The sequence below is a fragment of the Psychrobacillus sp. FSL K6-1415 genome, assembly GCF_038003185.1.
GTDB lineage: Bacteria > Bacillota > Bacilli > Bacillales_A > Planococcaceae > Psychrobacillus > Psychrobacillus psychrodurans.
Map to the genome: position 1 here is coordinate 4,209,375 of NZ_JBBOOQ010000001.1, position 23,713 is coordinate 4,233,087.

Annotated in this window: 26 protein-coding genes; 10 read left to right on the forward strand and 16 right to left on the reverse strand. The window is 34.5% G+C overall.

Going from position 1 to position 23,713, the window contains the following annotated elements; all coding sequences use genetic code 11:
- The first annotated feature begins 37 nt into the window (after positions 1–37).
- The 6 genes from MKY60_RS20785 (at position 38) to MKY60_RS20810 (ending at position 3,722) form a co-directional block, all read left to right on the forward strand.
- Complete coding sequence (locus MKY60_RS20785; protein ID WP_093495537.1) at positions 38–622, forward strand: TetR/AcrR family transcriptional regulator; 585 nt, start codon at positions 38–40, stop codon at positions 620–622.
- Positions 623–648: 26 nt separating this feature from the next.
- Positions 649–1,425: an alpha/beta fold hydrolase gene (locus MKY60_RS20790; protein WP_340931027.1), complete on the forward strand. Its 777-nt coding sequence runs from the start codon at positions 649–651 to the stop codon at positions 1,423–1,425.
- Between the two features lie 155 nt (positions 1,426–1,580).
- The gene (locus MKY60_RS20795; RefSeq protein WP_093495539.1) at positions 1,581–1,958 is read left to right on the forward strand and encodes a SpoIIAA family protein; all 378 of its coding nucleotides are present in this window, start codon (positions 1,581–1,583) and stop codon (positions 1,956–1,958) included.
- Between the two features lie 240 nt (positions 1,959–2,198).
- The gene (locus tag MKY60_RS20800; RefSeq protein WP_093495540.1) at positions 2,199–2,621 is read left to right on the forward strand and encodes a MarR family transcriptional regulator; all 423 of its coding nucleotides are present in this window, start codon (positions 2,199–2,201) and stop codon (positions 2,619–2,621) included.
- A gap of 166 nt (positions 2,622–2,787) precedes the next feature.
- Positions 2,788–3,453 carry a hypothetical protein gene (locus MKY60_RS20805; RefSeq protein ID WP_340931028.1) on the forward strand — a complete coding sequence of 222 codons (666 nt, stop codon included), beginning with the start codon at positions 2,788–2,790 and terminating at the stop codon, positions 3,451–3,453.
- The gene (locus tag MKY60_RS20810; RefSeq protein WP_093495542.1) at positions 3,450–3,722 is read left to right on the forward strand and encodes a hypothetical protein; all 273 of its coding nucleotides are present in this window, start codon (positions 3,450–3,452) and stop codon (positions 3,720–3,722) included. Before MKY60_RS20805 ends, MKY60_RS20810 begins: the two co-directional genes overlap by 4 nt.
- A gap of 214 nt (positions 3,723–3,936) precedes the next feature.
- On the opposite strand, the gene MKY60_RS20815 is transcribed toward MKY60_RS20810, so the two are convergent.
- The 6 genes from MKY60_RS20815 to gltS all read right to left on the reverse strand — a co-directional run bounded on the left by MKY60_RS20815 (position 3,937) and on the right by gltS (position 10,762).
- The gene (locus MKY60_RS20815; protein ID WP_093495543.1) at positions 3,937–5,037 is read right to left on the reverse strand and encodes an ABC transporter permease; all 1,101 of its coding nucleotides are present in this window, start codon (positions 5,035–5,037) and stop codon (positions 3,937–3,939) included.
- On the reverse strand, positions 5,037–6,299 hold the full coding sequence (locus MKY60_RS20820; protein ID WP_093495544.1) for an ABC transporter permease: 1,263 nt from the start codon (positions 6,297–6,299) through the stop codon (positions 5,037–5,039). Before MKY60_RS20820 ends, MKY60_RS20815 begins: the two co-directional genes overlap by 1 nt.
- Before the next feature lie 12 nt (positions 6,300–6,311).
- Positions 6,312–7,244 carry an ABC transporter ATP-binding protein gene (locus tag MKY60_RS20825; RefSeq protein WP_093495545.1) on the reverse strand — a complete coding sequence of 311 codons (933 nt, stop codon included), beginning with the start codon at positions 7,242–7,244 and terminating at the stop codon, positions 6,312–6,314.
- A gap of 112 nt (positions 7,245–7,356) precedes the next feature.
- Positions 7,357–7,989, reverse strand: a complete 633-nt coding sequence (locus MKY60_RS20830; RefSeq protein WP_093495546.1) for a response regulator — start codon at positions 7,987–7,989, stop codon at positions 7,357–7,359.
- Positions 7,925–9,127 (reverse strand): sensor histidine kinase, encoded by a 1,203-nt coding sequence (locus tag MKY60_RS20835; protein ID WP_093495547.1) that lies wholly within the window; start codon positions 9,125–9,127, stop codon positions 7,925–7,927. Before MKY60_RS20835 ends, MKY60_RS20830 begins: the two co-directional genes overlap by 65 nt.
- A gap of 450 nt (positions 9,128–9,577) precedes the next feature.
- Positions 9,578–10,762: a sodium/glutamate symporter gene (gene gltS, locus MKY60_RS20840; protein WP_340931029.1), complete on the reverse strand. Its 1,185-nt coding sequence runs from the start codon at positions 10,760–10,762 to the stop codon at positions 9,578–9,580.
- A 771-nt stretch (positions 10,763–11,533) separates the two neighbouring features.
- Here gltS and MKY60_RS20845 point away from each other — a divergent pair.
- Positions 11,534–12,058 carry an RNA polymerase sigma factor gene (locus MKY60_RS20845; RefSeq protein WP_093495549.1) on the forward strand — a complete coding sequence of 175 codons (525 nt, stop codon included), beginning with the start codon at positions 11,534–11,536 and terminating at the stop codon, positions 12,056–12,058.
- Positions 12,048–12,875, forward strand: a complete 828-nt coding sequence (locus tag MKY60_RS20850) for a hypothetical protein (RefSeq protein ID WP_340880744.1) — start codon at positions 12,048–12,050, stop codon at positions 12,873–12,875. Before MKY60_RS20845 ends, MKY60_RS20850 begins: the two co-directional genes overlap by 11 nt.
- A gap of 335 nt (positions 12,876–13,210) precedes the next feature.
- Here MKY60_RS20850 and MKY60_RS20855 read toward each other — a convergent pair whose 3' ends face one another.
- From MKY60_RS20855 to MKY60_RS20880, 6 genes are all read right to left on the reverse strand, one after another.
- Positions 13,211–14,272: a GTP pyrophosphokinase gene (locus tag MKY60_RS20855; RefSeq protein ID WP_340931030.1), complete on the reverse strand. Its 1,062-nt coding sequence runs from the start codon at positions 14,270–14,272 to the stop codon at positions 13,211–13,213.
- A gap of 101 nt (positions 14,273–14,373) precedes the next feature.
- Positions 14,374–15,396: an ATP-binding protein gene (locus MKY60_RS20860; RefSeq protein WP_340931031.1), complete on the reverse strand. Its 1,023-nt coding sequence runs from the start codon at positions 15,394–15,396 to the stop codon at positions 14,374–14,376.
- Between the two features lie 265 nt (positions 15,397–15,661).
- Positions 15,662–16,228, reverse strand: a complete 567-nt coding sequence (locus MKY60_RS20865) for a recombinase family protein (RefSeq protein WP_340931032.1) — start codon at positions 16,226–16,228, stop codon at positions 15,662–15,664.
- A 323-nt stretch (positions 16,229–16,551) separates the two neighbouring features.
- Positions 16,552–17,394 carry a hypothetical protein gene (locus tag MKY60_RS20870; protein ID WP_340931034.1) on the reverse strand — a complete coding sequence of 281 codons (843 nt, stop codon included), beginning with the start codon at positions 17,392–17,394 and terminating at the stop codon, positions 16,552–16,554.
- A gap of 100 nt (positions 17,395–17,494) precedes the next feature.
- Entirely contained in the window at positions 17,495–18,172 is a 678-nt protein-coding gene (locus MKY60_RS20875; protein WP_340931035.1) for an NUMOD1 domain-containing DNA-binding protein, read from the reverse strand.
- Positions 18,163–18,339 carry a hypothetical protein gene (locus MKY60_RS20880; protein WP_340931036.1) on the reverse strand — a complete coding sequence of 59 codons (177 nt, stop codon included), beginning with the start codon at positions 18,337–18,339 and terminating at the stop codon, positions 18,163–18,165. Before MKY60_RS20880 ends, MKY60_RS20875 begins: the two co-directional genes overlap by 10 nt.
- A 166-nt stretch (positions 18,340–18,505) precedes the next feature.
- Here MKY60_RS20880 and MKY60_RS20885 point away from each other — a divergent pair, with 166 nt between their 5' ends.
- Together MKY60_RS20885 and MKY60_RS20890 are read left to right on the forward strand one after the other, a co-directional pair.
- The gene (locus MKY60_RS20885) at positions 18,506–19,123 is read left to right on the forward strand and encodes a helix-turn-helix domain-containing protein (RefSeq protein WP_340931037.1); all 618 of its coding nucleotides are present in this window, start codon (positions 18,506–18,508) and stop codon (positions 19,121–19,123) included.
- Positions 19,120–20,685: a recombinase family protein gene (locus MKY60_RS20890; protein WP_340931038.1), complete on the forward strand. Its 1,566-nt coding sequence runs from the start codon at positions 19,120–19,122 to the stop codon at positions 20,683–20,685. Before MKY60_RS20885 ends, MKY60_RS20890 begins: the two co-directional genes overlap by 4 nt.
- Here MKY60_RS20890 and rlmH read toward each other — a convergent pair.
- The 4 genes from rlmH to MKY60_RS20910 all read right to left on the reverse strand — a co-directional run bounded on the left by rlmH (position 20,651) and on the right by MKY60_RS20910 (position 23,711).
- Positions 20,651–21,130, reverse strand: coding sequence for a 23S rRNA (pseudouridine(1915)-N(3))-methyltransferase RlmH (rlmH, locus tag MKY60_RS20895; RefSeq protein WP_340931039.1), 480 nt, complete (start codon positions 21,128–21,130; stop codon positions 20,651–20,653). The two genes, MKY60_RS20890 and rlmH, sit on opposite strands and share 35 nt — an antisense overlap.
- An 87-nt stretch (positions 21,131–21,217) precedes the next feature.
- Complete coding sequence (locus MKY60_RS20900; RefSeq protein ID WP_090567385.1) at positions 21,218–21,385, reverse strand: CxxH/CxxC protein; 168 nt, start codon at positions 21,383–21,385, stop codon at positions 21,218–21,220.
- 167 nt (positions 21,386–21,552) lie between these two features.
- Positions 21,553–22,785: a S1C family serine protease gene (locus MKY60_RS20905; RefSeq protein WP_340880749.1), complete on the reverse strand. Its 1,233-nt coding sequence runs from the start codon at positions 22,783–22,785 to the stop codon at positions 21,553–21,555.
- A gap of 137 nt (positions 22,786–22,922) precedes the next feature.
- Complete coding sequence (locus MKY60_RS20910; RefSeq protein WP_269922025.1) at positions 22,923–23,711, reverse strand: MBL fold metallo-hydrolase; 789 nt, start codon at positions 23,709–23,711, stop codon at positions 22,923–22,925.
- Between the last annotated feature and the right edge of the window lie 2 nt (positions 23,712–23,713).

Below are 23,713 nucleotides of genomic sequence, written 5' to 3' on the forward strand. Positions count from 1 at the left end.
TAACCACTTACTAATAAGGAGAGGAGGTAATAATGGTATGTCTCGACCACGTGAATATTCGGATGAACGAATTTTTCAAGGTATTCATTCAGCCTTAAGCAAATATGGTTACACAAAATTGACTCTAGATAATATCGCGAAAGAAATTATAATATCTCCTGCTGCACTCTCTAAACGATTTGGATCTAAAAAAAATCTACTCCTTTTCTATATGGATACTGTCATTAAGTTGACCACTCAAAGTTTTGTGACTTCGCGTTCTGTATCTGGCTCTAAATTGCACGCTTTAAAATCTCTCCTTATTCAATCTCTTGGAAAGGTAGAAGATGCGCAGACACTCGCTAACATCACTTCACTTTTTATTGAATCTGTTTCTGATATGGACTTTCTAGAATATTCTCAACGTCGTTTGCAGCTTATTGACGAAGAGGTTCAATACTTCCTTCGTGCAGCTATAGAGGACGGTGAGCTTTTAAATATCGAACTAGACCAAGTGGAAACAACAGCTCGCATTCTACAAGGCGCTATAGCTGGATCCCTCATGATTTGGCTAAATAATTCTACACGTACATTGGAGCAATGGCTTGATGATTGCTTCAATATAATATTGAAGCAGTCTTGAGAATGTGAAAGAAAGGAATGAATCTTATGCCGGTATATGAGGTAAATAACGTTAAGCTTTTTTATAAAATTAACGGATCAGGGGAACCTATTATTTTCACTCATGGACATTCGATGTATCACAAACAATGGGAACCTCAGGTAAATGAGTTGTCAAATGACTATCAAACCATCGTTTGGGATGTGCGAGGCCATGGATATTCTAGCTTGCCCTCTGGCAAGGTAGACCCTGAGGATTTCTCGAGAGATTTAATTTCACTACTGGATTATCTCGAAATCCAGTCAACAGTCTTATGTGGCTTATCCATGGGCGGACATATTTCGATTCAAACAGCTATTCGTTATCCGGAAAGAGTAAAAGGTCTTATTTTAATTGGTACTCCGTTTACAAACACTTTTAACTGGTTCGAAAAATATTCAACACCTATTAGTAAGTTTAGCCTTCGTTTTCTTCCGTTTAATATGACTGCAAAATTGACCGCTGATGTTATCTCAAAGATTAATCCAGAAAATCACGCTTTTGTTATGGAATCCTTCTCTAAGATGACAAAAGATAATTTCTTACGTCATTGGAGTGGAAATTTGCGAATGGAAAGTAAAAATGATCTAAATAAAATTCAATGTCCAACTATGATTTTGCATGGTGAAAAGGACAATATGGTCAGAAGACAACAGCAATATTTGAAAGCGAACATCAAAGATGCCGAATTTTATACAATTACTAATGCGCATCATCTAACGAACAGAGATAATCCGGAGGATGTTACGGATTATATTCAAAATTTTATGAAGCGCTTAAAATAAAATATATTAAATTTGTTTGGTTCTTCTTCTATCTTTTTAATTGCCACCCTCAAGTGCATTTTCCTTTGAAAGTTCAGTTGCATTATTTAAGAATTATTACGTATTGATTTTAGGAGATTTGTACGCATAATTGTTACTAAGGAGGGAATTTCAAATTGAGTGGACAAAATATTAGCACTACAGTTTCAGGAGATCTAATTGTTACGCATCTTATTGGTAAGATTAATACAAACGATGTCAGTGAATGGTTTAACGGCTTTAATCAGGCTTGTCAGCTTTTTATTTCCGAGGGTCGTAAATTCAAATTGTTAGTGGATAGAAAAGGATACACTCCCGATCATTTTTCTGTTCAAAAAGCATGGAAAGATAAGTTCTTCAATGAAGACATTTTGAATCATAGCAAGGCAATTGCGTTTCTCCTTGAAGAAGGGGAAATAATGAATTATTTACAGCAAACCAATACAAAAGAATCCGTAAACTTCTTCAGTAATTATGAACAAGCATTAATTTGGTTAAATGAATATCCATTATAAATCCTATTGAACCAGTTGCTTAATTCGACTGGTTTTTTTGTCCGAATTTCTTTTCCAAATTGCTTAGCAACTCTAAAATAATACGGGGCACATTGATAGTACAAAGTGAGTTCTTTATTGTAAATACTATTTCCTCTTGCATCATAAAGTTAATATTGTAAGGATATTTGCAATAACCAAAATTAAATATATACTTGCTATATAATTAAACTAGTAAATATTATAATGGGCAGTGATTAAATGACAATTAATAGTCAAATGTACAATGTGGAAATAATAATGAGAGAGATGCTGGAAGTACAGCAAAAATCTATGATGTTCGTCAACATGCTCTCTGAAGGAGAATCATTATCTCAAAACCAGCTTATACTTCTTCTTCAATTGAAAATTAAGGGTGGAATGAAAGCAACTGAAATTGCTGATTTTTTCAGTGTAACACCTGGAGCAGTTACATCAATGTGCGATAAACTAGAAAAATTAGATCTATTAGAGCGAATTAGAGAGACTGAAGATCGAAGAGTAGTGAAAATGGTTTTAACGAAGGATGGAGAAATTAAAGTACAAGAAATATTTTTAAAATTTCCACAAGAAAAACTAACAGATATTGCACAAGTTTTAATTGATGTAAATCTGTTAATGGGAAAACTTTTAGGGATTTCATAAAAATGAAATCCTTTTTTTATTGTCTCAATATGTGGCCTGCCTATTTAAAATTGCCTTCTATGTACAATTTTTTGTTATTGACAAAACAAACCTGCATATAGTTTAATTGAAATATATTTTAGTGATTAAAATATTTACTAAGTAAATTAATGTGAGGTGTTTATCCATGACAAGTGAACGAATTACAAAGCTCCGCAGTTTAACATTTACAAGTGGCAATATTAAAAACTTAGCCACAGAATGTGAACAATTAAATATTCGAGGTTCTGTAGCTTTACACCAAGAAGTACGATTAAGGGAAATTTCCTCACATGGTCATAGCTCTTTTCATTCTCTCGTTTCAGCGAATATTTTTAAAAATACAGGAGCTTGTGTCATCAAAGATTTTTGTGAAATTGATGAGCTTACAAATGCGGGAGACTTAAAACTGCGGTATGGAAAAATAACGAAGATTAACAGTTCAGGAAAGCTAACAATTGAACAAAGTTTACAGGTAAAACAGTTTCATGTAATTGGCATTATAAAAGCAAAGGAGATACAAGCAGAACAGTTTCATTTAAAATTGTCTGGTAGAAGTGACATCGAACAACTTATTGCAGATGAAATATGTGTAGATAAAAAAAAGTTATCTATCTCTTTATTGAAGAAAAACCTGATTTGCAAATCCATAAAAGGGAAAAGCGTGCATCTTTCCAATACAAATGCGGAAATTGTTGAAGGGGATATTGTGACGATAGGTGATAATTGTATTATACACACACTTTATTACACAGGGAGCTATTCAATTTCGCCAAATGCCAAAGTACAGCATATTAGGAGTAAAAAGAAATGAAAATAATCCAATCATTTTTTTGTTTATTAGCAATTCCGGTTCTATCTATTCTATATGTAGGGTTGATGGCAAGTGCATTAATATCAATCTTAGCAGGCATTTTGCGTACATTTGGACTGGACAAAATAGAAATGAGTATTTGGCAAGACGTTAACATTCCAGTGCCTTTAAGCATCCCTTTCTCACTAATTGTTTCTTTATTGCTTTTCTTTTCCTCACTTTATGTAAAACGTTCTATAACATTCTGTATTTCCAAGCTTAGGTATTAAACTTTTGTACACCTACACCTACTTGCTGATTTTAATGCCTGTAACGCTCTTTTTTTAGAGTAGTGACTAAACCACTAATCATCTAGGAGAAGAGCTACAGGCACTTCAATCGACTATCAATAATATCAACATTGAAACATAAAAAAATTTTGATTTATACATAAAGCTAGCATTGCTTGGAGTAAAAGGTCCGTTAACATGGACTAATCAATTCTTACCCCTTCCCTCGTTCTCCCAAGTTAATCCCAATCCCCATATACATTACACCAATCAACAGCAAAAATGAAAGGGGTAACGAAATATCACTCCACCCTGCACCAAAGAGAGCAACATCCATCATTGCATCGACTGCATAACCTAGTGGAAAGATATCCGCTAGGAAGTTGAATACTGGGTTATCCATTGCTCCTGGTTGCATATATACCCCACTAATAACTGGAATCATCGGAACAATAGACGGATAAATCATATTAAATTTTTCAGGTGTTTTAGCAATTCCAGCAATAAGCATAGCCAAGCTTACTGAGCTCATTGTATATACTGCAGCTATCGTTAGAATCATCGGAAGTGATCCTATCTCGTAGTTCAAAGCATATTTAAAAATGAGAAAAACAACGACTAATTGGATAAATCCAATGAAAAAGCTATATAATAAGTGGCCAACATACATATTTATTTTACTGACAGGGGAAAGAATCAGGCGGTTCCATACTCCACTTACCTTATCTTCATTAATACCATTTACTCTAAAACCAATAGTAAACATTACGATAAACAGTGTAAAACCAAATAGTAGCTGAGTACCCATATCATGACTTGTAAGTTTTCCACCATTAATATTTTCCGTTTGAACAGTTATTGGTGAATTTTCCAAATAGTTTTTGAGTTGTTCTCTTAAATTTGTTGTATTTTCCGAACCGGCTATCGCTTGAAGTTGGGCCTCTTCTATAAAGACTTGATGAATCTCTTGCTCTACTAACAAGATGTCAGGCATATCCGATGCAGTAATTAAGCGATAATCATTGTTCATTAAATGAATCGCTACATCCCTTTTTCCTTCTCTAACCTGTTCTCGAGCTTCTCTTTCTTCTGAAATGACAAATTCCGTTTCACTATTATCATTTAATAGCTTAACCCACCGTTGTTCAATTTCCTCTGCATTTGAACCAGATGCAAAAACATCAACAGTTATTTCGGTTTGACGAGATGTATCTCCAAAAATTAGGGTTGCTAAAATACTGAGGGCAATAAATAAAAGGACAAGTAGCGGTTTTCGTTTATCTTTTATAAATTGTGCATACAAAACTGGATACATTAAATACGCCCCCTGTTTGGAAAGATAGACATACTGATAGCAAAACAAACGATAGAAATAGCAGTAAGAACAGTAAGGGGAAAGAATAAGTCACTCATATCGCTAAACTGAATCCATTTTATAGCTGTTGTCTGTGTTAAACCATTTGGAGTCCATTCCCCAATTTTTTGAAATACGTTTGGAAGTCCTTCAAGTGGAAAAAAGCTACCACCTAGAACCCCTAGCCCCATAATGATTAGAGTAAAAAGTCCACTTGCTGTATTACTATCACTCAGATGAAGAACAATTGAGGTAAACAACGATGATAGTCCAGCAACCGTTAAGGAAAAAGCAATCATTATTACAACGAGTCCCACCCAAAATTCCAACGTCTTTCCAGGGAATACGCTTAATAACAGTTGAACAGCTGTAAAAGTAATAACCATCTGTATACAGACCAATATAAAGGTAGATACTGTTTTTCCTAATAAAAAGTTTATTGGATTACTATTTGTTAATAGAATTCTATTAACAACTCGTTCACGCTTTTCTGTAACGGTTTTTAAAGCTACAGTTTGAGCTAAAAACAAGGCAAACAAAGTACTAATCGCAATCGTAAAGTATTGAGAAATGCTATACGTATCAATTCCTTCAACAACTTCTCTTCCCCCCTGTGGCAATACGGGTTCAGCGTACACAGTTTCTCCTGTACTTCCTAAGGCAAACTGCACATTTAATGAATGAACAAAGTTATGAACGATATCTTGAAGTGCACCTACCTCAGTAGATGGATCTTTCGCTAAAATATTTACAGGTATATGATTGGGCCGCTCGTCTAATAAGACAACGGAAAGTACCTCATACGTAAATCCTTCTGGAATCCTTATAATCGCGTCAAGATCCCCGTTATTTACTTGTTTTGTTGCTTCCTGTTCGCTGATTTCCTTTATAGTAATCCAGTCTTGTATTTCGGGATTTATTAGAAAATCATGTATTAGACCAACGGGGTTAAGGTTTGCTGCTTCATCAAGGACTTTCTCTTTTTCAGTAGGAGATAATTCTGTTTCTTTCACAGCATGTTCAAATTGTTCTTTCCCGACCTTCTCGTCATCTGCTACCAATAATGCTATATCGATATGAATCGCTTCTTCATCATCTTTAAAAAGACCTGAAAAGGCGAAGTTTAGTATGACAATAAGGATAATCGGAAGTAATAGAGCCATTAAAATCTCTTTGCGGTCTCGCCAAAAAACTAGTATGTCTTTTTTAATAAATGAGCTCATTTTCATCTCTCCTTAATCCCGCAATGTTTTGCCTGTAAGGTGTAAGAAAACATCCTCTAAACTTGGAATTTCTACCTGATAGTTAACGATCTGAATTCCCTCTTTTTCTGAAGCAAGTACTAGCTTACTTAATAAATTACTATTCTTTTTAGAGATAATTCGAAGTCCTACATTCGTTTCATCCAATTGAAAAACATTTGAAAAGGATTTAATCGTGTCAATTAACGATTCACTTCTATTGCTAAGTTGAACTTGGATAGTATCCTCAGTAGATAAAATACTTAGTAATTCTTCCTTACTACCAGAAGCGATAATCTTTCCACGATCCATAATATAAACCCTCTTACATAGTTGCTCCACCTCTTCCATGTAGTGACTTGTATAAAGGACTGTTGTACCAGAGGTTTTATTTAATTCTCGAACAGTCTCTAAAATATGGTTTCTTGATTGGGGATCAATTCCAACAGTAGGCTCATCTAAAATTAGAATCTTGGGTTGATGCAAGAGAGCTGCAGCTATGTTTATTCTTCTTTTCATCCCACCAGAAAATGTTTTAATAAGTTCCTTTTGTCGCTCCTTTAGTCCAACCATTTCTAGCACTTCTTGAATCCTTCCTTCTAAAATATCTTTTTTCACTTGATAGGTTTGACCGAAAAATTTCAAATTTTCATATGCCGTGAGTTCTTCATATAATGCAATTTCCTGCGGCACAACTCCTAATACTTTTCGAATTTCAGAAGGGTCTTTTATTGTACTTTTTCCATCAAGCTTGATATCCCCAGAAGTAGGTCGAATTAAAGATGATATCATTGAAATTGTAGTTGATTTCCCAGCACCATTCGGTCCGAGTAATCCAACCGATTCTCCTGCATCTAAATAAATATTAATTTCATCTACAACCTTTTTACCTTTAAAACTTTTACTAAGCTTCACTGTTTCGAGCATTGATCCGCACCCCTTTATCGATTGTTAAGTTCAATATATAAAAAAAGAAACAGTATCACTACTGTCTCTAGTCACGACTTATTTATTTATCCATTACTTTTGTTTATATTATTTATACAAGATTGTGTCGAATGGCATAAATAGCTAGTTGAGTACGATCCCTTAAGTCTAATTTACTTAAAATTTGACTTGTATTATTTTTCACAGTACCTACAGAAATAGCTAGTCTTTCAGCTATTTCATTATTATTAAGTCCATCACCAATACATTTTAATATGGCTCGTTCCCTTGGGGTTAAAGTGGAGTCTGGTTCTTTAGTGTCCTGCTGTTTCATCAACTGGGGAACGACTTTTGCTGCTATTTGCTCTTCCAACGATAATCCCCCCTTCAATGCACTACGGATTGAACGGAGTAAAGAACTGGTATCACCATTCTTTAAAATGTAACCATTCACCCCAATACGAAGTGCCTCCATTACATAATGATCATCATCAAAGGTAGTTAACATTAAAATCTTCGTATTGGGCCAGCGAGATTGAATGACCTTTGCTGTTTCCAATCCATCCATAATAGGCATCCTAATATCGAGTATTGCAATATCAAATTGCATTTTTTCACATAGTTTCACAGCTTCTTTTCCATTGTCTGTTTCCCCAGTAACATTATACTCATGCTCTGTTTCAATCATCATTTTTAATCCCTGTCTCACCATTACTTGATCTTCTACCAGTAGTATCCGAATCATGCTTATCACCTATATTTGTCATTTTAATATAACCACTAACTGTAAACTGTACTTCTGTTTGATATACTTTTAATTCACCATTATATTTTTCTAATCGTTCTCTCATGGATCTGAGTCCAAATCCTTCTTGATAGCCTCTCTTTTGAGAGACTAGATTACTAATTTCAAAACGAAAAATACTACCACCCGGTGCTTCAAAAAGAATATTTGCTTCTTTGACTTGACTATGCTTCATTATATTTGTTAATGCCTCTTGGACAGTACGATAAATTACAAAAGATTGTTCACCGTTTAAAGGGGCAGAAAAAGCACCATATTTTACAGAAAAATGAATGCGCATCATATTTTCCAGTTCTAATTTTCGAATTAAACGTAAAATACCAGGAAGCCCACCACTATCATTTGCCTTGAGTGATTTTACGGCCCTACGTGTTTCATCTAGACTATCACTAGCTATTTCTTTTAAGGACTGTACACTTTCCTTGTAGTCCTCAGAAATTTGCAAACGAAACATTTCTAACTGCATTATTAGTGCTGTCAATTTATGACCAACTGAATCATGTATTTCATGGGCAATCATTGCCCTTTCCTCTTGTCTTGCTAACTCCTCATCCGAAACCGCTCTTCGCTTTAGGTCACGACTTCCACTTAAAATCTTCTGATATCGTGCATCTAAGTCCATTAACTGATACTTTGTTTTTATATAAAATATTAAAGCAATGAAAAGCAGAACTGTATATATGGCTATGAGGAATTGGATGAGCGGCGCTAAATTACTATATAAAACGGTTATCGATAATCCAAATACTCCAAATATCCCATTAACTATACTATATCTAAACGGCATTCGATAAAATCCCTCTGCTATTAGAAGGGAAATGATAAGGATAAGAAATGGATTAAACTCTTTATTGAAGGGAAACAGGATAGCTATTGCAATAATGCTATTCATACATAAAAGTAAAAACAGTAAATATAGCTTTTTTTCGATTAGTGGAACGATAAAAAAGAGCAGAAAGTATAATGAAACCCCAAATATACTAGTAGTTAAAAGGTCTTTATTCATTTTCAAAAGGTAACCAATAGCAAATGGCCAAACACTCATGTTTATCAGAATCCACAACCAGTAGAATTTCATAGTATGACCCCATTTCATACAGGGAATATATTAACAATATTAGCACTTACCTCTCTATTTCACCATATATACTGGAATAACTCTAAAGGAATCCTTATCACGATCTCCAATCTATCTCATGGTGTAAAAAAAACTTTCCTAGCTGTACTAGAATAAGCTCTATGGATTCCACATATAAAATGGCATTGGCATCTTATCATTCACTAATTTACTTATGAGACGGTTCACTGTTACTAATACTTATCATATAGAAGGTGTTGATAGGTGTGCGAGAAGTGTATTTAGTGGATATAAAAAATACTGTTGACGTAAGGATTCTCTCTTTTGGAAGAAAACTTTTTTCTTCCTCAGTCTTATCTATACAAAAAAGCTTCTAGCCGATAGACAAGGACTAGAAGCTTTTTTTATTAAATCAGAAATAGTTAATCTGAAAACAGTCATTTCAATAAATCACTTGAACAAGTTAATGGTCGTGATAATGATTGGTGCGCTAAATACAACATCGATCAGGAATGCACCAACAATTGGCACGACTAGGAAAGCCGTACGAGAAGGACCATACTTGCTCACGGTCGCGGACATGTTCGCCATTGCGTTCGGTGTTGCTCCCAGCCCGTGGCCTAAGAATCCCGAGATCATAACAGCTGCATCGTAATCCTTGCCAAGCAATGGAAACATCACAAAGAGGGCATACAAGACGACGACGATAACCTGGATGAGTATAATGCCGATGAGTGGTAGTGCGAGATCTGCTACTTCCCATAGCTTGATGCTCATCAGTGCCATCGAGAGAAAAATCGCAAGCGAAACATCACCGATTAAGTTGATCTCCTTCATGTTCACCGTGCCCTTTATAAAGCGATCGGCAAGATTCCTGACAATGACCGCCACGAACATCGCCCCGATATAGGACGGTAGGACGAAGCCGGTCACATTCGTAAACAAATCACCTAGATACGTTCCCACTGCCATCGAGAACGTGATGAGGGCAACCTGAACCATGAATGACCACTCTTGAATCGGTCTCTCATCTTTCTCTACATACCCTTCTATTTTACCTGTTGCTGGCTTCAAGTCATGTTTTTTAATCAGGTACCGTGCAACTGGGCCACCAGAAAGGCTACCGCAAATCAGTCCAAGTGTAGCGGCGGCCATCCCAATTGTTAAAGCTGAGGAAATGCCCAAGTCCTCAATCGTCTGTCCATATGCCGCAGCACCGCCATGTCCTCCGTTCATTGAAACTGCTCCAGCCATGACACCTAATAGTGGGTCAATTCCAAACAATCCGGCAAACGAAACGCCGATTACGTTCTGCAAGAACACCGTAACTCCACACAAGAGTAAGTAGATGACTAAGAGTTTCCCACCCAGTTTGATGAGCTTGAAGCTTGCCCCAAGGCCGACCGTCGTAAAGAAGGCGATCATAAACAGCGTCTGTAGCGATGTATCCAAGGAAACCTCGACTATCCCCGTAGTTTTCAACACGAGCGCTAAAGTAGCGAATATCAAACCGCCGACGACAGGAGCAGGGATTAGAAACCGGTTAAGTAATCCGATGCGGTTGACAAGTGCCATTCCAAACAAATAGAGAGCTACTGCAAGGAACAAAGTTGTAATTTGATTGAGTTCGATCATATATCTTCACCTTTCTAAAAAGCCTTTACCGCTCCATTGATGAAGTTCCCCCAGCCGAACCGTTCAGCCGTTATCATCAATATCTTAGTTAACTTTGGATATGTTAAAGCTTGTCGTTTTGTCATTTTCGCATATGTGCTGAATGAACGCAGCCAGCTAATCACTGCATAATTCGAATTTCGTTTCCTCTCGAACACATATGTGACACCGAGCCCATCTGCACGGTAAAAATGCTTTGACGAGTTGCAATCGTCTCACTGTAGATTTACTACTTATCCAAAGACTGCAACTCTTTCCTTACACAAAAGACTCAACCTAAACTAATGCCGATATACAAGGACCATCCTTATACTCCAACAATAAATCCTAGTATTAGCACGGTAAAAATTTAATATGCCTTAGTAAATTTTAATTTTTTCATCAACAATAAGTTTCCCTCTACACTTGGTAGCGCTTTCACGCGTAGGAGGTAGCTTTATATTAGTATTTTACAGGATACTTATCGAATCCTACAAAATCCGACATATACAGTAGTATATTTAAAAAAATCGATAAATTTTGTTCATTTAGGCTTCTCTATATTTTTCTTTTGCTTCAGCATTGTTCGATTTGATAATTGCATAATATAAAGGAGACCACCTGGAACGTTGTTATACCAACGTTCCAGGTGGTCTCCTTTATAAACCGCACTTTCTTATGATAAGGTTTTTGACACATCATGAAATAAAAATCGTCTAATAAGCAGAGACCTATATAGGAGGATCAAAATTAATGCAAAACGAAAGAGAGATTATTTCCAATTGGTTTTTTCTCTATAGCCAAGATGTTTTCAATTTTTTAGTTTACTATTCAGGAACTCGTGATGTAGAAGATCTCGTACAAGAAGTGTTTATTAAGGCAGCTAAAGGTATGAGCACCTACCGAAACCATGCGACGCCCAAAACTTGGCTCTTTAGCATTGCCCGTAATCTAGCCATCGACAAAGCGAGAAAGAACAAAACGAAGATCAGTCGAACGAATGTGGCTTTCCATGAGGAAACTTTGGATCAGCACATCGGATTTTCTCCTGAGCAAATTCTGATAGGCCATGAGGAGAAACAAGAATTGTACAGTAGGATCAATCAGCAAAAAAAGAAATATCGGGATGTGCTAATTTTAAGGGGCATTCAAGGATTGTCCGTGAGTGAAACAGCACAAATACTAGGATGCAAAGAAACCGCAGTTCGAACCAACTATCATCGTGCAGTCAAGGCATTACAAAATGAACCGAATTGGAGGGAATCTCATGAAGGATAATCTAAAAAATGTCCAGGAGAAATTAAACGAATTTCCGTCATATCACATGAGCCAGTCTACTCAAGTTCTCCTCCATCAACAAGTGATGGACACCATCGAAGATTCTGAAATCCGACAAAAACGAAAAGGAGTTTTTCTCATTAAAGCCAAAGTAGGGATTGTTACGGCGGCGGCTGTCGTAATCGTTAGTATTTTATCCGTAAATCTATTAAATGATAATCCAAACTCATCCAGTGGAGAGAATCCTATACCCATTAATCAGGACGTTGACCAAGAAATCGAACAGACGCCTGGCGAAGAAGAGGACAACAATTTGTATGATCCCCTCCTGCTCGAGCAACAAGCTACAGAGATTCTTCAAGCGATCCATGACCATGATATGGATGTACTGTCCAGTCATGTACACACTGAGAAAGGTTTACTGTTTTCGCCTTATTTTTCTGTGATGGACGATACAGTAAGATTTGAAAAGAATGAGGTACCATCACTATTAGAAAGTGAGGCAACGTATTTGTGGGGCTATGGAGAAGCGAACATGGAAATACAATTGACGCCAGCGGACTATTTCGACAAGCATCTTCAAGTAAAGCGATTCTTTAAATCGGATGAAGTCTTTGTCGATACACAAAATCTAGAAGTGGACCCTACCAATTATTTAAAAACGGTTTTTCCTGATTCAAAAATTGTTGAGTTTTATCATGCTGGTACCGAACAATATAGTGGAATGGATTGGAGAAGTCTCAACCTGGTTTTCGAACAAGATGAAGAAGGTGCGTGGCGTCTAGTGGCAATAATCAACAATCTCTTTACTCCTTAACCGTGCTTATGCAAATTAGATATCTGCTTTAGGGTTTTTTTAACATCAAAAGTAAAACAAGAAACAAGCCATCAGACTAGGAACAGTACTAGTTCGATGGCTTAATTTGTATTTATTTTTATTTATGGTACGGTTCACCGAATTAACACTAAGCACAAAGTAGAATATGAAAAAAATATTTACATTAAAATTTAAAAATTTACCACTCCTTAAAAGGAGTGGTATTCTTCTTCATTGATTTAAAGGATTCTTAATTTCAAAAATATCTTTTTCAGATATAATGCTCACTTGTCTAGTTAAATACTTAATAAAAAGGTAAAACTCCATTATAAAAACTATTTACCGTAATTCCCTAATTGTTCAATTACCATTTCTGCTATACTTTCACTCCATCCTAGCTCAACAAGAGTTTGAGTTTTAATAAATCCTCTATATATATGTACTAATATTAAAATCACTGCAAAGGAAGGTGAAATTTCCCATTCACCATGCCCAATAATAATATTTCTATAAATTGCTTGAGATTCTGCTAAATTATTCTTAATTACACTATCTAAGTCTCTTACTGTTTCTATTCCAAAATCTTTACATAGCCTTAATAATTGAGAAGATGAATCAGATTCATCTTCATCATCAAATGCTTCATAATACTCATAATTAAATCCTTCCTTCTCCGCATTTTCAAGAAGACTTCTAACATTCGGAGAGTTAAAGATATATTCAGATATTGTTAAAAGATTAAGTTCAAAATCCATTACCTCTTCTTTACTTGTACTCTTAATTTCTTTCATAATTACACTATTCTTTTTTCTAACATCCATAAATTCTTCATCAGCCAATTCAAAAATACCCGCTAGCCTAAAGAGTTTTCTTTTTAAGTCCCCAGGAACATCTTCTTCATGCTTGTATTGAATAGAGTGTGAAATAGATGCCCAAGCATGCTGTAGTACTGTCCTAATTTGAACTTCAAACTTAAATTCTCTATATTTTGACCATTCAGGTAATTTTAATCGTTCTTCTGAAAGTGATAGAATGTAATGAACAGACCTATATCCAAATTCATTAGTTTTTAGAAGTTCTCCCTTATCAAGTGAGTTTTTCTTATCAACTATAAATTCTTTTTTTATTAATCTTTCAACTATATCAACATCATCTTGATAATATGTAATAACTCTTATACCTGATAAATCAGTAATTTCATTTAATGGATTGGTATACTTATTAGTCTTTCTAATAATTTTTTTTCTAAAACTTTTGGTTTCTTTTGCTCTACCTTCAATATTATGAATAATAATGTCGTCATTATTAAGTAATTCTTTTAACAAGTGAACTATTCTCTCAGTAAAATCTATATACTTAGGTCTTTGTTTCTCATATGCATTTACTAAATCAACCATATTTTCCACCTTAAAACATACACCCCTCATATTTTTTATATTATAATTCTTTTGACCTGTATTGTTTAATAAGTGTGCCTGGATATTACGAAACTTTATTTTTATTCATTTGTAACGGTTAATATCCTTGATACTTTAGAAGCGCTTATTATAGACCTCTCTGAATTTTCCTTTGCACTCTTTTCACCCTCACTAACTATTTCTTTAATAATATCTTCATTTATTGCGTTGATATTAGACACTTTTAATCTCATTCTAATTGCTGTCCCATTAAAATGAGTTTCCTTAATTTGATGCCTTTTATCCTTTATTATTATGGCTTTACTTCCACTACAAATAAGAAAATCCCCACCTAACTGACATATCCTACTTGTAACATACAAACCATAACCTGAATTTTGCCAAATTGTATCTTTTTGTAATCTCATCTTACCTTTGTATTTAAAAGCCTTTCCCGATATACCAGGTTCAATTGAAAGTAAAATAGCATCAATATCATTTTTTATTTTTAGGTTTGGATTGACCGATAATGCTTGTTTAATACCTACTCCTTCATCTAAAATAGATATTTCCACCTTATCCTTTGTTGGCCAGTATTGTCCTGCAAACCAAATTGATTCCGACTCACTATGCTCTACAATATTTCTCATTAACTCTCTTATTGAATAAGATAGTATAGATTGTAATTTTTCATTTCCCCTCGATATAACCTTTGACAGCCCTATTGCTTTTCTTTCTATGGTTTCTTGAACAACCTCTTCTTTTTCATATGATTCTAATCTTAATTCTTTTACTTCTAATCTAGTAATCGGGACGTAAGTTGTACTTCCATTTGCTTCGCCTGGTTTATTACCGAAATCTTGATAAATACTTTGAAAAAATCCCATGTGTGCAGCATAATCATTGTGCTCGTAGTTTTTATCAGAAAAACTCACGTCAGGATTCTGATGAAATATCTCTCGAATCTTTGAACCAACAAGTAGCATCCCAAACGGTTCAACCGTACCAAGAAATTGATGGTCATAAACTACTTCTTTTAGCCCTTCATAATTATGCTCATTGTCACAAAATTCTATTGCATTTATAGCTGTCAAATCTACCAACCTTATTAACTTTGAACTCAACTTTGTTCACTCCCAATTTAAAGACAAATTGATTAAGTTTAAGTAGTATTATACTAAAAACTATTTCTATAGAACTATTTATTTTATATTAACATAAACATATTGTAACATTTTAAATTTTGTAATATTTTTTCTTCGTATCGTTTAAAATCTTTCTTAGGGTTTAGCTATCGAAATGTTACGACCATTACAAGTATTGGAAATACGAAATATACTGTAAAGTATCCCCCCATTATTAAAAAAACACCCACAATAATTGTGAGTGTTAGACTGAATCTGGTTCCTTATTTCTTTTAATCGAACGATACAAAGTTGCTTTTGAAACACCTGTAATTTCTTCAATTTCTTTTACAGTATACTGCTCTGTATCATATAGTTTCATTGCTTTTTCAACTAGTTTATTATCTTTTTTCGGTCTACCACCTACACGACCTCTTGCTCTTGCACTCTCTAAACCAGCTCTAGTTCGTTCTGAGATTAAATCCCGCTCCATCTCAGCAAGAACAGCTAACATCTTAAACATAGCCTTACCGACTGCTGTAGTAGTGTCTATGTTGTCTCTAATACTAACTAATTCAATTCCTCTCTCTTGTAGTTCTTCTGACCATTCAATTAATTTTTTTGTTGAACGACCTAGACGGTCTAGCTTGTAAACACACAAGACATCGCCTTCTCTCGCATATTTAAGTAACTCCTGTAACTGCGGTCTATCGTCTCTCATACCGCTTATCTTCTCTTTATATAGCTTTTCACACCCTAATTTCTCTAATGCATCTAATTGTAAATCTAAAGATTGGTCAAGAGTGCTTACCCTCGCATATCCAATTTTCATATAAACTTTATCCCCCATATTTTTTCTTGAATTGTATCAAAAAGGTAGTTTGAAGTAAATAAAGATGCATTGTTTTTGAGACGGTTTTTGACACTTTTTATACAAGCTTATATTCAATATTATTTCCACAAAAGATTTGTATCATAAACATTCGTTTTTGATACACTCAATCTTTTTCAGCCCTCTTTGAGAATTCTTCATTATGAATAATAAGTTCGTAGAAGATACGAATGATTGTTAATAACAAACAGATATTTTTCATGTTCTGCTCCATTCGTATCGTAAAGTTCTTTAACCAATTAATTTATTTGAATACATCGTACTTACACTGTAGCAACTAATTTGCTCTCTGCTCTATCATTCAACCAACTAAATATACTTCCTTTATTGGCTTGATATAGCAATTCAAAAGGTATTCGTTCTTCTCTTACTATTTCTTTCAGTTCACATTGAACCTTCCTGCCGTATCTACTCCATCTATTTTTGTAATCTCGTTTTAAATGAAGTCCTTTTTTTAAATTAGTCAAACGATTAATATTCCATTGAGTTGTTCCGATATTCCTAACATCTTCTATTACATGGTACTTTGACAACTCATTCATAATGAATTCGTCATTTATGTTATGAATGGAAGGAGCACATGAAACTTTAGGTCTAAGACGGAACTCAAATCTTGTTTTATATACATGTTCAATCTCTTTTTTTCTTGCTTGTTCTTTCTTGTTTCTATCATAGACAGCTAACTTAGACTTACTATAATTAGAACCAATATAGTAGCCACTCCATTCACTCCTACTATAAACCTTGGTATTTCCATGTGGCTTCAAAAAAACGTGTTTACTGTAATCCACTTTAGAATCAAAAGCAATATCAATCCTCTTTATCTTCCAATCAAAGCTAAATAATATCTCTCTAATGCTCTTTGGCATATTGATTAATGTTTCATTTTGAAGAATTAACATTGCATTATAATATTTAAGTGAATACATATTTCTCGGATTTAGATTTAAAACGAAAAATGGGTCTTTACTGGCTATCGAACTATAAAAATAATCGTTCCCTCTGCTGAATGCAAAATAATTCTTAAGGTACTGCTTTTCTTCAATAGATAATGTTGCAACTAAAATTAATGTATCTACATTTATTGTTATGTCATACTCCCTCAATACTCATCATCCTCTACAAACTTTGTCTAACTCAATATAAATATTTTATTAACCATTACTTACCACTATAAGTAGACTCACTTAGTATTAATATAGGTGGCTAATTATGGTTACGCTCAAGTTTAATTTTGGGGAATTCCATAGTAGTATGAATCTGGGCTGGTATTTCTCTTATTATCGTTCCTGCCTCATCATATTCATTTAATACAACATTAGAAACCACATCATAGGTTTGAACCCTTTCTATTCTTTTACTTCGTTTGCTTTGCTTGTCTCCTTCTGACTGTATAGCATAACGATTAAGATATTTTACTCCACTATTACTGTATTTGCTTATTGTCTCTCTACTACATCCTAGCTTTTCTCCTACACTTGCCATTGAAGGATACTCTCTAAAGCTTTTCTTTTCAAAGTCATATACAGTTACTCCAATAGCTTTATCTTTTTGAATATGTTCATAGAAAGGTAAAAAATCAATATTATCTATGCAGTAATTGTCGTTTGAGTCTATTCTATCAATTGTCGGTCTTAGCATCTTATCGTTATCTGATTGCAAGTATTTTTCTGTTTGCTCTAACCATTTTCTCCAATGCTCTGGTTTTTCCTTCTTAATGTAACTAACTAATTCTTTTCCTAAAGGAAGTTCATATTTTATCCCTTTCTTCATATAATCTACTCGTTTCTCTGTTCTTGATTTTGCACTATACCCGCTTCTAATCAATAATTTACTACTTTCATTCGCTACTTCTTCTAGACCTACTAATACTTTTAGTTCCATAATTCCTCATCCTCATCTCTTTTTAGTATAAATTCGATTGGAGTTTCTCCACCCCAATAATTTGTTAATATGTCTGTATCAATATCCTGTCTACATAATACTTCAAGTAATATATCAGCCATGCTTTCTACCAAAGCTAATTTTCTTTCTTCGACAATTTCGTTCATTTTCATCCTCCTAACTTCAGTAGGGTAGTATGCGATACCAAAATAGTAGCATAAATAACCTCTTGAGTAGTATGATAAAGCAATAAAATTAAATTGTCAACTAAATAAATTGATTTAATACTACCTTTATGCTACCATTGTTATAACAACTAATAGGAGGAATATTATGAATGGCATTGAATTCGGCAAGGAACTTAAGAAAATAAGGGGACAAGTAGGCTACCCTTCTAAACCGCTATCAGAAAAAATAGGGAAGGCTATAACCTATGTGTCACAATTAGAAAGGGGACTAATTAAGAACCCAGATTTCGATTCCTGCGTAAAATTATTAAAGGAACTTTCATTTCCTATAAATAAGATTGAGGATTTTTTATATTCATTTGGAATTGTTTCAGAGCAACGTAAAGAACAAGAGCTAAAACAAAACAAGATTAACTCTGAGAGTAATGAGAGAGCTAAAGAGGAAGCTAATGATGACTATATTAAATATTATTATCCTTGGCTTTATGATGATGAAAAAGCAATTACTAAGCTAAAAAAGAAGAATGAAAATCTATTAACCATCTTTAACTCTATGGTAGAAAATGATTACTCTAGAGCTGAAAAAGTTATTACTAATATTGTCAAATTATCTCATAGTAAGGATTCTTTTGACTTCTTCTGTTCATTATTTGAATATGACTTCTTCTCTATAACGGCTTATGAAAAAGAAAAGCTAATTCAATTAATTCAAGAAATGAATTTAGACGACAGTAAAACTTTTGATTGGGAGGGAGAAGAATGAAAGTAGCATTATATGTTCGTGTTTCAACAGAAGAACAAGCAGAGGAAGGTTATTCAATAGAGGGACAAATTAAAGTACTCACAGACCATTGCAATAAAAATAACTATACTATCTCTAAAATTTATAAAGATGAAGGTATCAGTGGTAAATCTACTGATAGACTAGGTTTACAAAATTTAATTTCTGATTGCTCAAATGGTTCGTTTCAAAAAGTTTTAGTATGGAAAATCTCACGCATTTCCAGAAAACAATTAGATTTTTTAAACATCATTGAGGTTTTCAAGAATAATAACATTGTTTTTTTCAGTCTTAGTGAAGCTATAGATGGTTCTACTCCTACTGGAACAGCCATGTTACAAATGATGGGTACTTTTGCCGAATTAGAAAGAAATCAAATTGTAGAAAATGTAAAGTTAGGAATGAACCAACGTGCTCGAGAAGGAAAATGGAATGGTGGAGCTCTCTTAGGCTATAAATCAGAGAACAAAAGGTTAATAATTGTAGAAAATGAGTCTATTATTGTTAGACGTATATTTCAATGGTATGTAGCAGGAAAAGGTTACAAAGCTATCGCACATCAATTAAATAAAGAAGGTTTCAAAACAAAAAGAAAAAAAGATTTTTCTATTACTTCAATCCGTACTATCTTATTAAATCCAACTTATGCAGGATATATTTGTTTCAATAAAACTACTGATTGGACAAATAAACGAAGGAGTGGTAAAAACGAAGAACCTATTCTAGTTAGAGGTGACCATGAGGCTTTAATCTCTCTCGAAACATGGGAATCGAGTCGAACTATAATGAAAAGTAAATCTCATAAACCAGCTAAAACTTTTACTGGTCATTTTCCACTAACCACTTTACTTAGATGCCCTTCATGTGGTCAAGGTATGATTGGACACCATTCAAAGAAATCTAAAAATAGTGATGAATATCTTCGTTACTATCAATGTGGAAACTCTCACTATAAAGGCTCTGTTGTTTGCAAATCAAACCTAATACGGGCAGATTATGCTGAACAATATGTATTCAATCAAATTGAAAAGATAACTTCTGACAAATCATATTTATTAGATATCACCAATAAGGTAAACAACAAAGTAGCCAATTTAAAAATGCCATTAAAAGAGCAATTACAGTATTTAGAGCGTGAAATAAAAAACGTTCAAACTAACATTGAAAAATATCTAAGCCTCTTTGAGGGAGACAAAATAGATGGCTCTATCCTTAAAAACAAAATTACTACTTATGAAGAAGAATTATCTGAATTAGAATCTAAGAAATTTGAAATAAGTTATCAGCTTGAACAACCAACAGTAAAAGAAATATCGTTTGACAGAATATATCATGCTTTAATTAGCTTTTCAAAAGTATTAACCACTGTAGAGCCAGAAAAACTTAAACATTTCTTACATAATATCATTAAAGAAATAACTGTTAATAAGGGCTCTTCACCTAAAGAAAGAAGTATCAAAGACATCGTTCTGTTCTTTGATACTTCTATAAAAAATTCAAACCATGTGATTACTTATGGTACGGTTCACCCTTCAGAATCCTAAAAGCTCGGTAAACCTGCTCTACCAACACTAACTTCATTAACTGATGTGGCAATGTCATTTTACTAAAGGACAATTTTTCGTCAGAACGTTTCAATACATCTTCGTGTAAACCAAGAGATCCGCCAATGACAAAAGCGATTTTACTTCTACCATAAGTCATGAGAGACTCCATATCGTTTGCTAGCTGCTCCGAACTTTTCATTTTCCCTTCTATTGCTAAGGCAATTACATATGTGTCCAATCCTATTTTAGCTAAAATTCGATCACTTTCTTTTTTCTTAACAATTTCCATATCGGCTTCACTTAAATTTTCAGGTGCTTTTTCATCTGGTACTTCCACTAAATCGATTTTGGCATATGCACCTAATCGCTTTGTATATTCCTCTATCCCCATTTTTAAATACTTTTCTTTTAATTTTCCCACCGATACAATTTGTATATTCACAGGTTATCCACCTTTACATTTCGTTTACAAACAAGTTATGCACATCACTTATACACATATCCACAGCACTTATCTACATATTGTGTTTCAATTTTCATTAGCCACAATATATAATGCAGAGCTTTCACAGTATGAACAAACTGTGGATAACTTTTCTTCATTCTTAATCTCTTCTAGCATTGGAAATGTTTTTTGTTCCGCTACAAACATGTCTAAAGCGTGATTTATATGGTTTTCGCAACTGAATATTCTCACTTCTATCTCTCCTTTCGTTGTCGGAATACTTTTAATAGTTATACACAAAACACCTATCGTTATCCACAACTTATTTTACCAAACAAAAAACGAGTAGGAAAGACAAGCCTTTCTTTCTCTACTCGCTGTGTAAATCTTTCATTTACATTATTAAGTTATCCACATGTTTATAATTCAGATGATTCTTTTAAAACGAGTGTTAATTCGACTAACTTTCCTTGTCTGTATACTTTGACTTTCAGTTCGTCTCCAGTTTCCTTTTCATTGTATAAGTGTTTTCGTAACTCAATCGTATTCTCTACTTTTTCTCCATCCATTTCTACAATAACATCATATGATTTCATCCCTGCTGATGCAGCTGGAGTTCCTTCCACTACCTCGTCAACTACTACACCAGTTGTAACTTCCCCTGGTAGTTTTAAAGTTTCTTTTTGATGAAATGCAGGTACATTCGTCAAGTCAATAAGGGTGATTCCCATCGATGGACGATTTACTTTTCCATTTTGCTCTAAATCCTCAATGATTGGAATAGCCGTATTGACTGGAATAGCTAGACCAATTCCTTCAATTGTAGATTCAGATATCTTCATCGAGTTAATACCGATAAGCTGACCTGCCAGATTGATCAAAGCTCCTCCACTGTTACCAGGGTTAATCGCTGCGTCTGTTTGTAAGACCTCTGACTGCCAATCCTCTAAACCATCTCCGTTTAAATCAACTGGTACCGCACGATCTTTACCTGATACCACACCTGTCGTAACGGAGCCATAAAAATCAAGTCCTAATGGGTTACCGATAGCAATTACAGTTTCTCCTTGCTTTAATACTTCTGAGTCTCCAAATTCTATAACCGCTTCTACACCGGCATCGTCAATTGCCAGAACCGCTAAATCTGACCAAATATCTCCGCCTACAATACTTGCTTCTACTTTAGATCCATCAGCCAATGTTACTTCCACTGATTTTGCATCTTCAATAACATGATAATTTGTAATTACATATGCTTTACCATTTTCTTTCTTATAAATAACACCTGATCCTGTGCCTGCATCCTGAGTAGCTTCTGATTGACTCCAGAAGTTTGTAACGGATTGAATGTTCGTTATTCCTACAACCGCACTAGAAGCTTTTTCTACAGCACCTGTTACATCTGTCGTGACATCTACTGAAAGCTGCTCGGTTTGTTTGATTGTTTCACTCGATTTTGTTTCACTGTCTGAAGGCAGGTTGGTCACCACGGAAGGTATTAAAAACCAAACAAGTAATGCACCAACTAATACACCTGCTAGTCCACTAAAGAAATAGCCAGCAACTCCTCGCTTTTTCCCTCCTCGTTTTTCGGGTTCTATTGGAGATTGTTCATTAGGTAGCTGTGGTCCATACGGGTTATTTGTATCCATCTTTCTCTTCCTCTCTGTTTCTAATAATCCTGTATTAACAATGTACCCATTCCACATTAAAATAAGATGAAAATTACTTGAAAAATAAATAAAAGTTCCAAATACTATTCATTCATAGTATTTGGAACTTCGATTTTTTAGACATGCACTAGCTCTGTTGGTTTATTTGCATCCGTGTCATGAAGATGCACATATTCTCCTGCAATCACACCACAGGACTGAAGTGTTTGTGCCACACTCATACGAGCCAGGTCCTTCATATTATTATCTTTGCTTAAATGTGATAAGTAGATATTCGTATTTTTCAGATCAATTACTTCACTCATGGCAACTGCAGCATCCTCATTGGAGACATGTCCCACGTCACTTAATATTCTTCGCTTAACTGACCAAGGATAACGACCCATCTGCAGCATACTAACATCGTGATTGCTTTCAAAGACAAAGGAGTCTGCCCCTTTAATAAGACCTTTCATCCGATCGCTCACGTAACCAGTATCTGTTATTAAAACAAGCTTCCTGTCGTTTTCGTGAAAAATGTAAAACATCGGGTCTGCTGCATCATGAGATACAGCAAAAGATTGGATATCAATGGACCCAAACTGTTTTACTGTTTCCATATCAAATTGAAACCGCTGGTCTAGTGGAACTTTTCCGATAAGCGGATCCATTGCAGACCAGGTTTTTTCATTTGCAAAAATAGGAACTCCATACTTTCTAGCTAAGACCCCTAATCCTTTAATATGATCACTATGCTCATGTGTTATAAAAATCCCTGATAGCTTTTTAATATCACGATCTATTTCCTGAAATAGCTCATCCATCTTTTTGCCACTTAGTCCTACGTCTACTAAAAAGGAATGCTCTTCATTTTCCACATAAACAGCATTACCGCTACTACCACTTGCTAATACACTGAACTTCATTG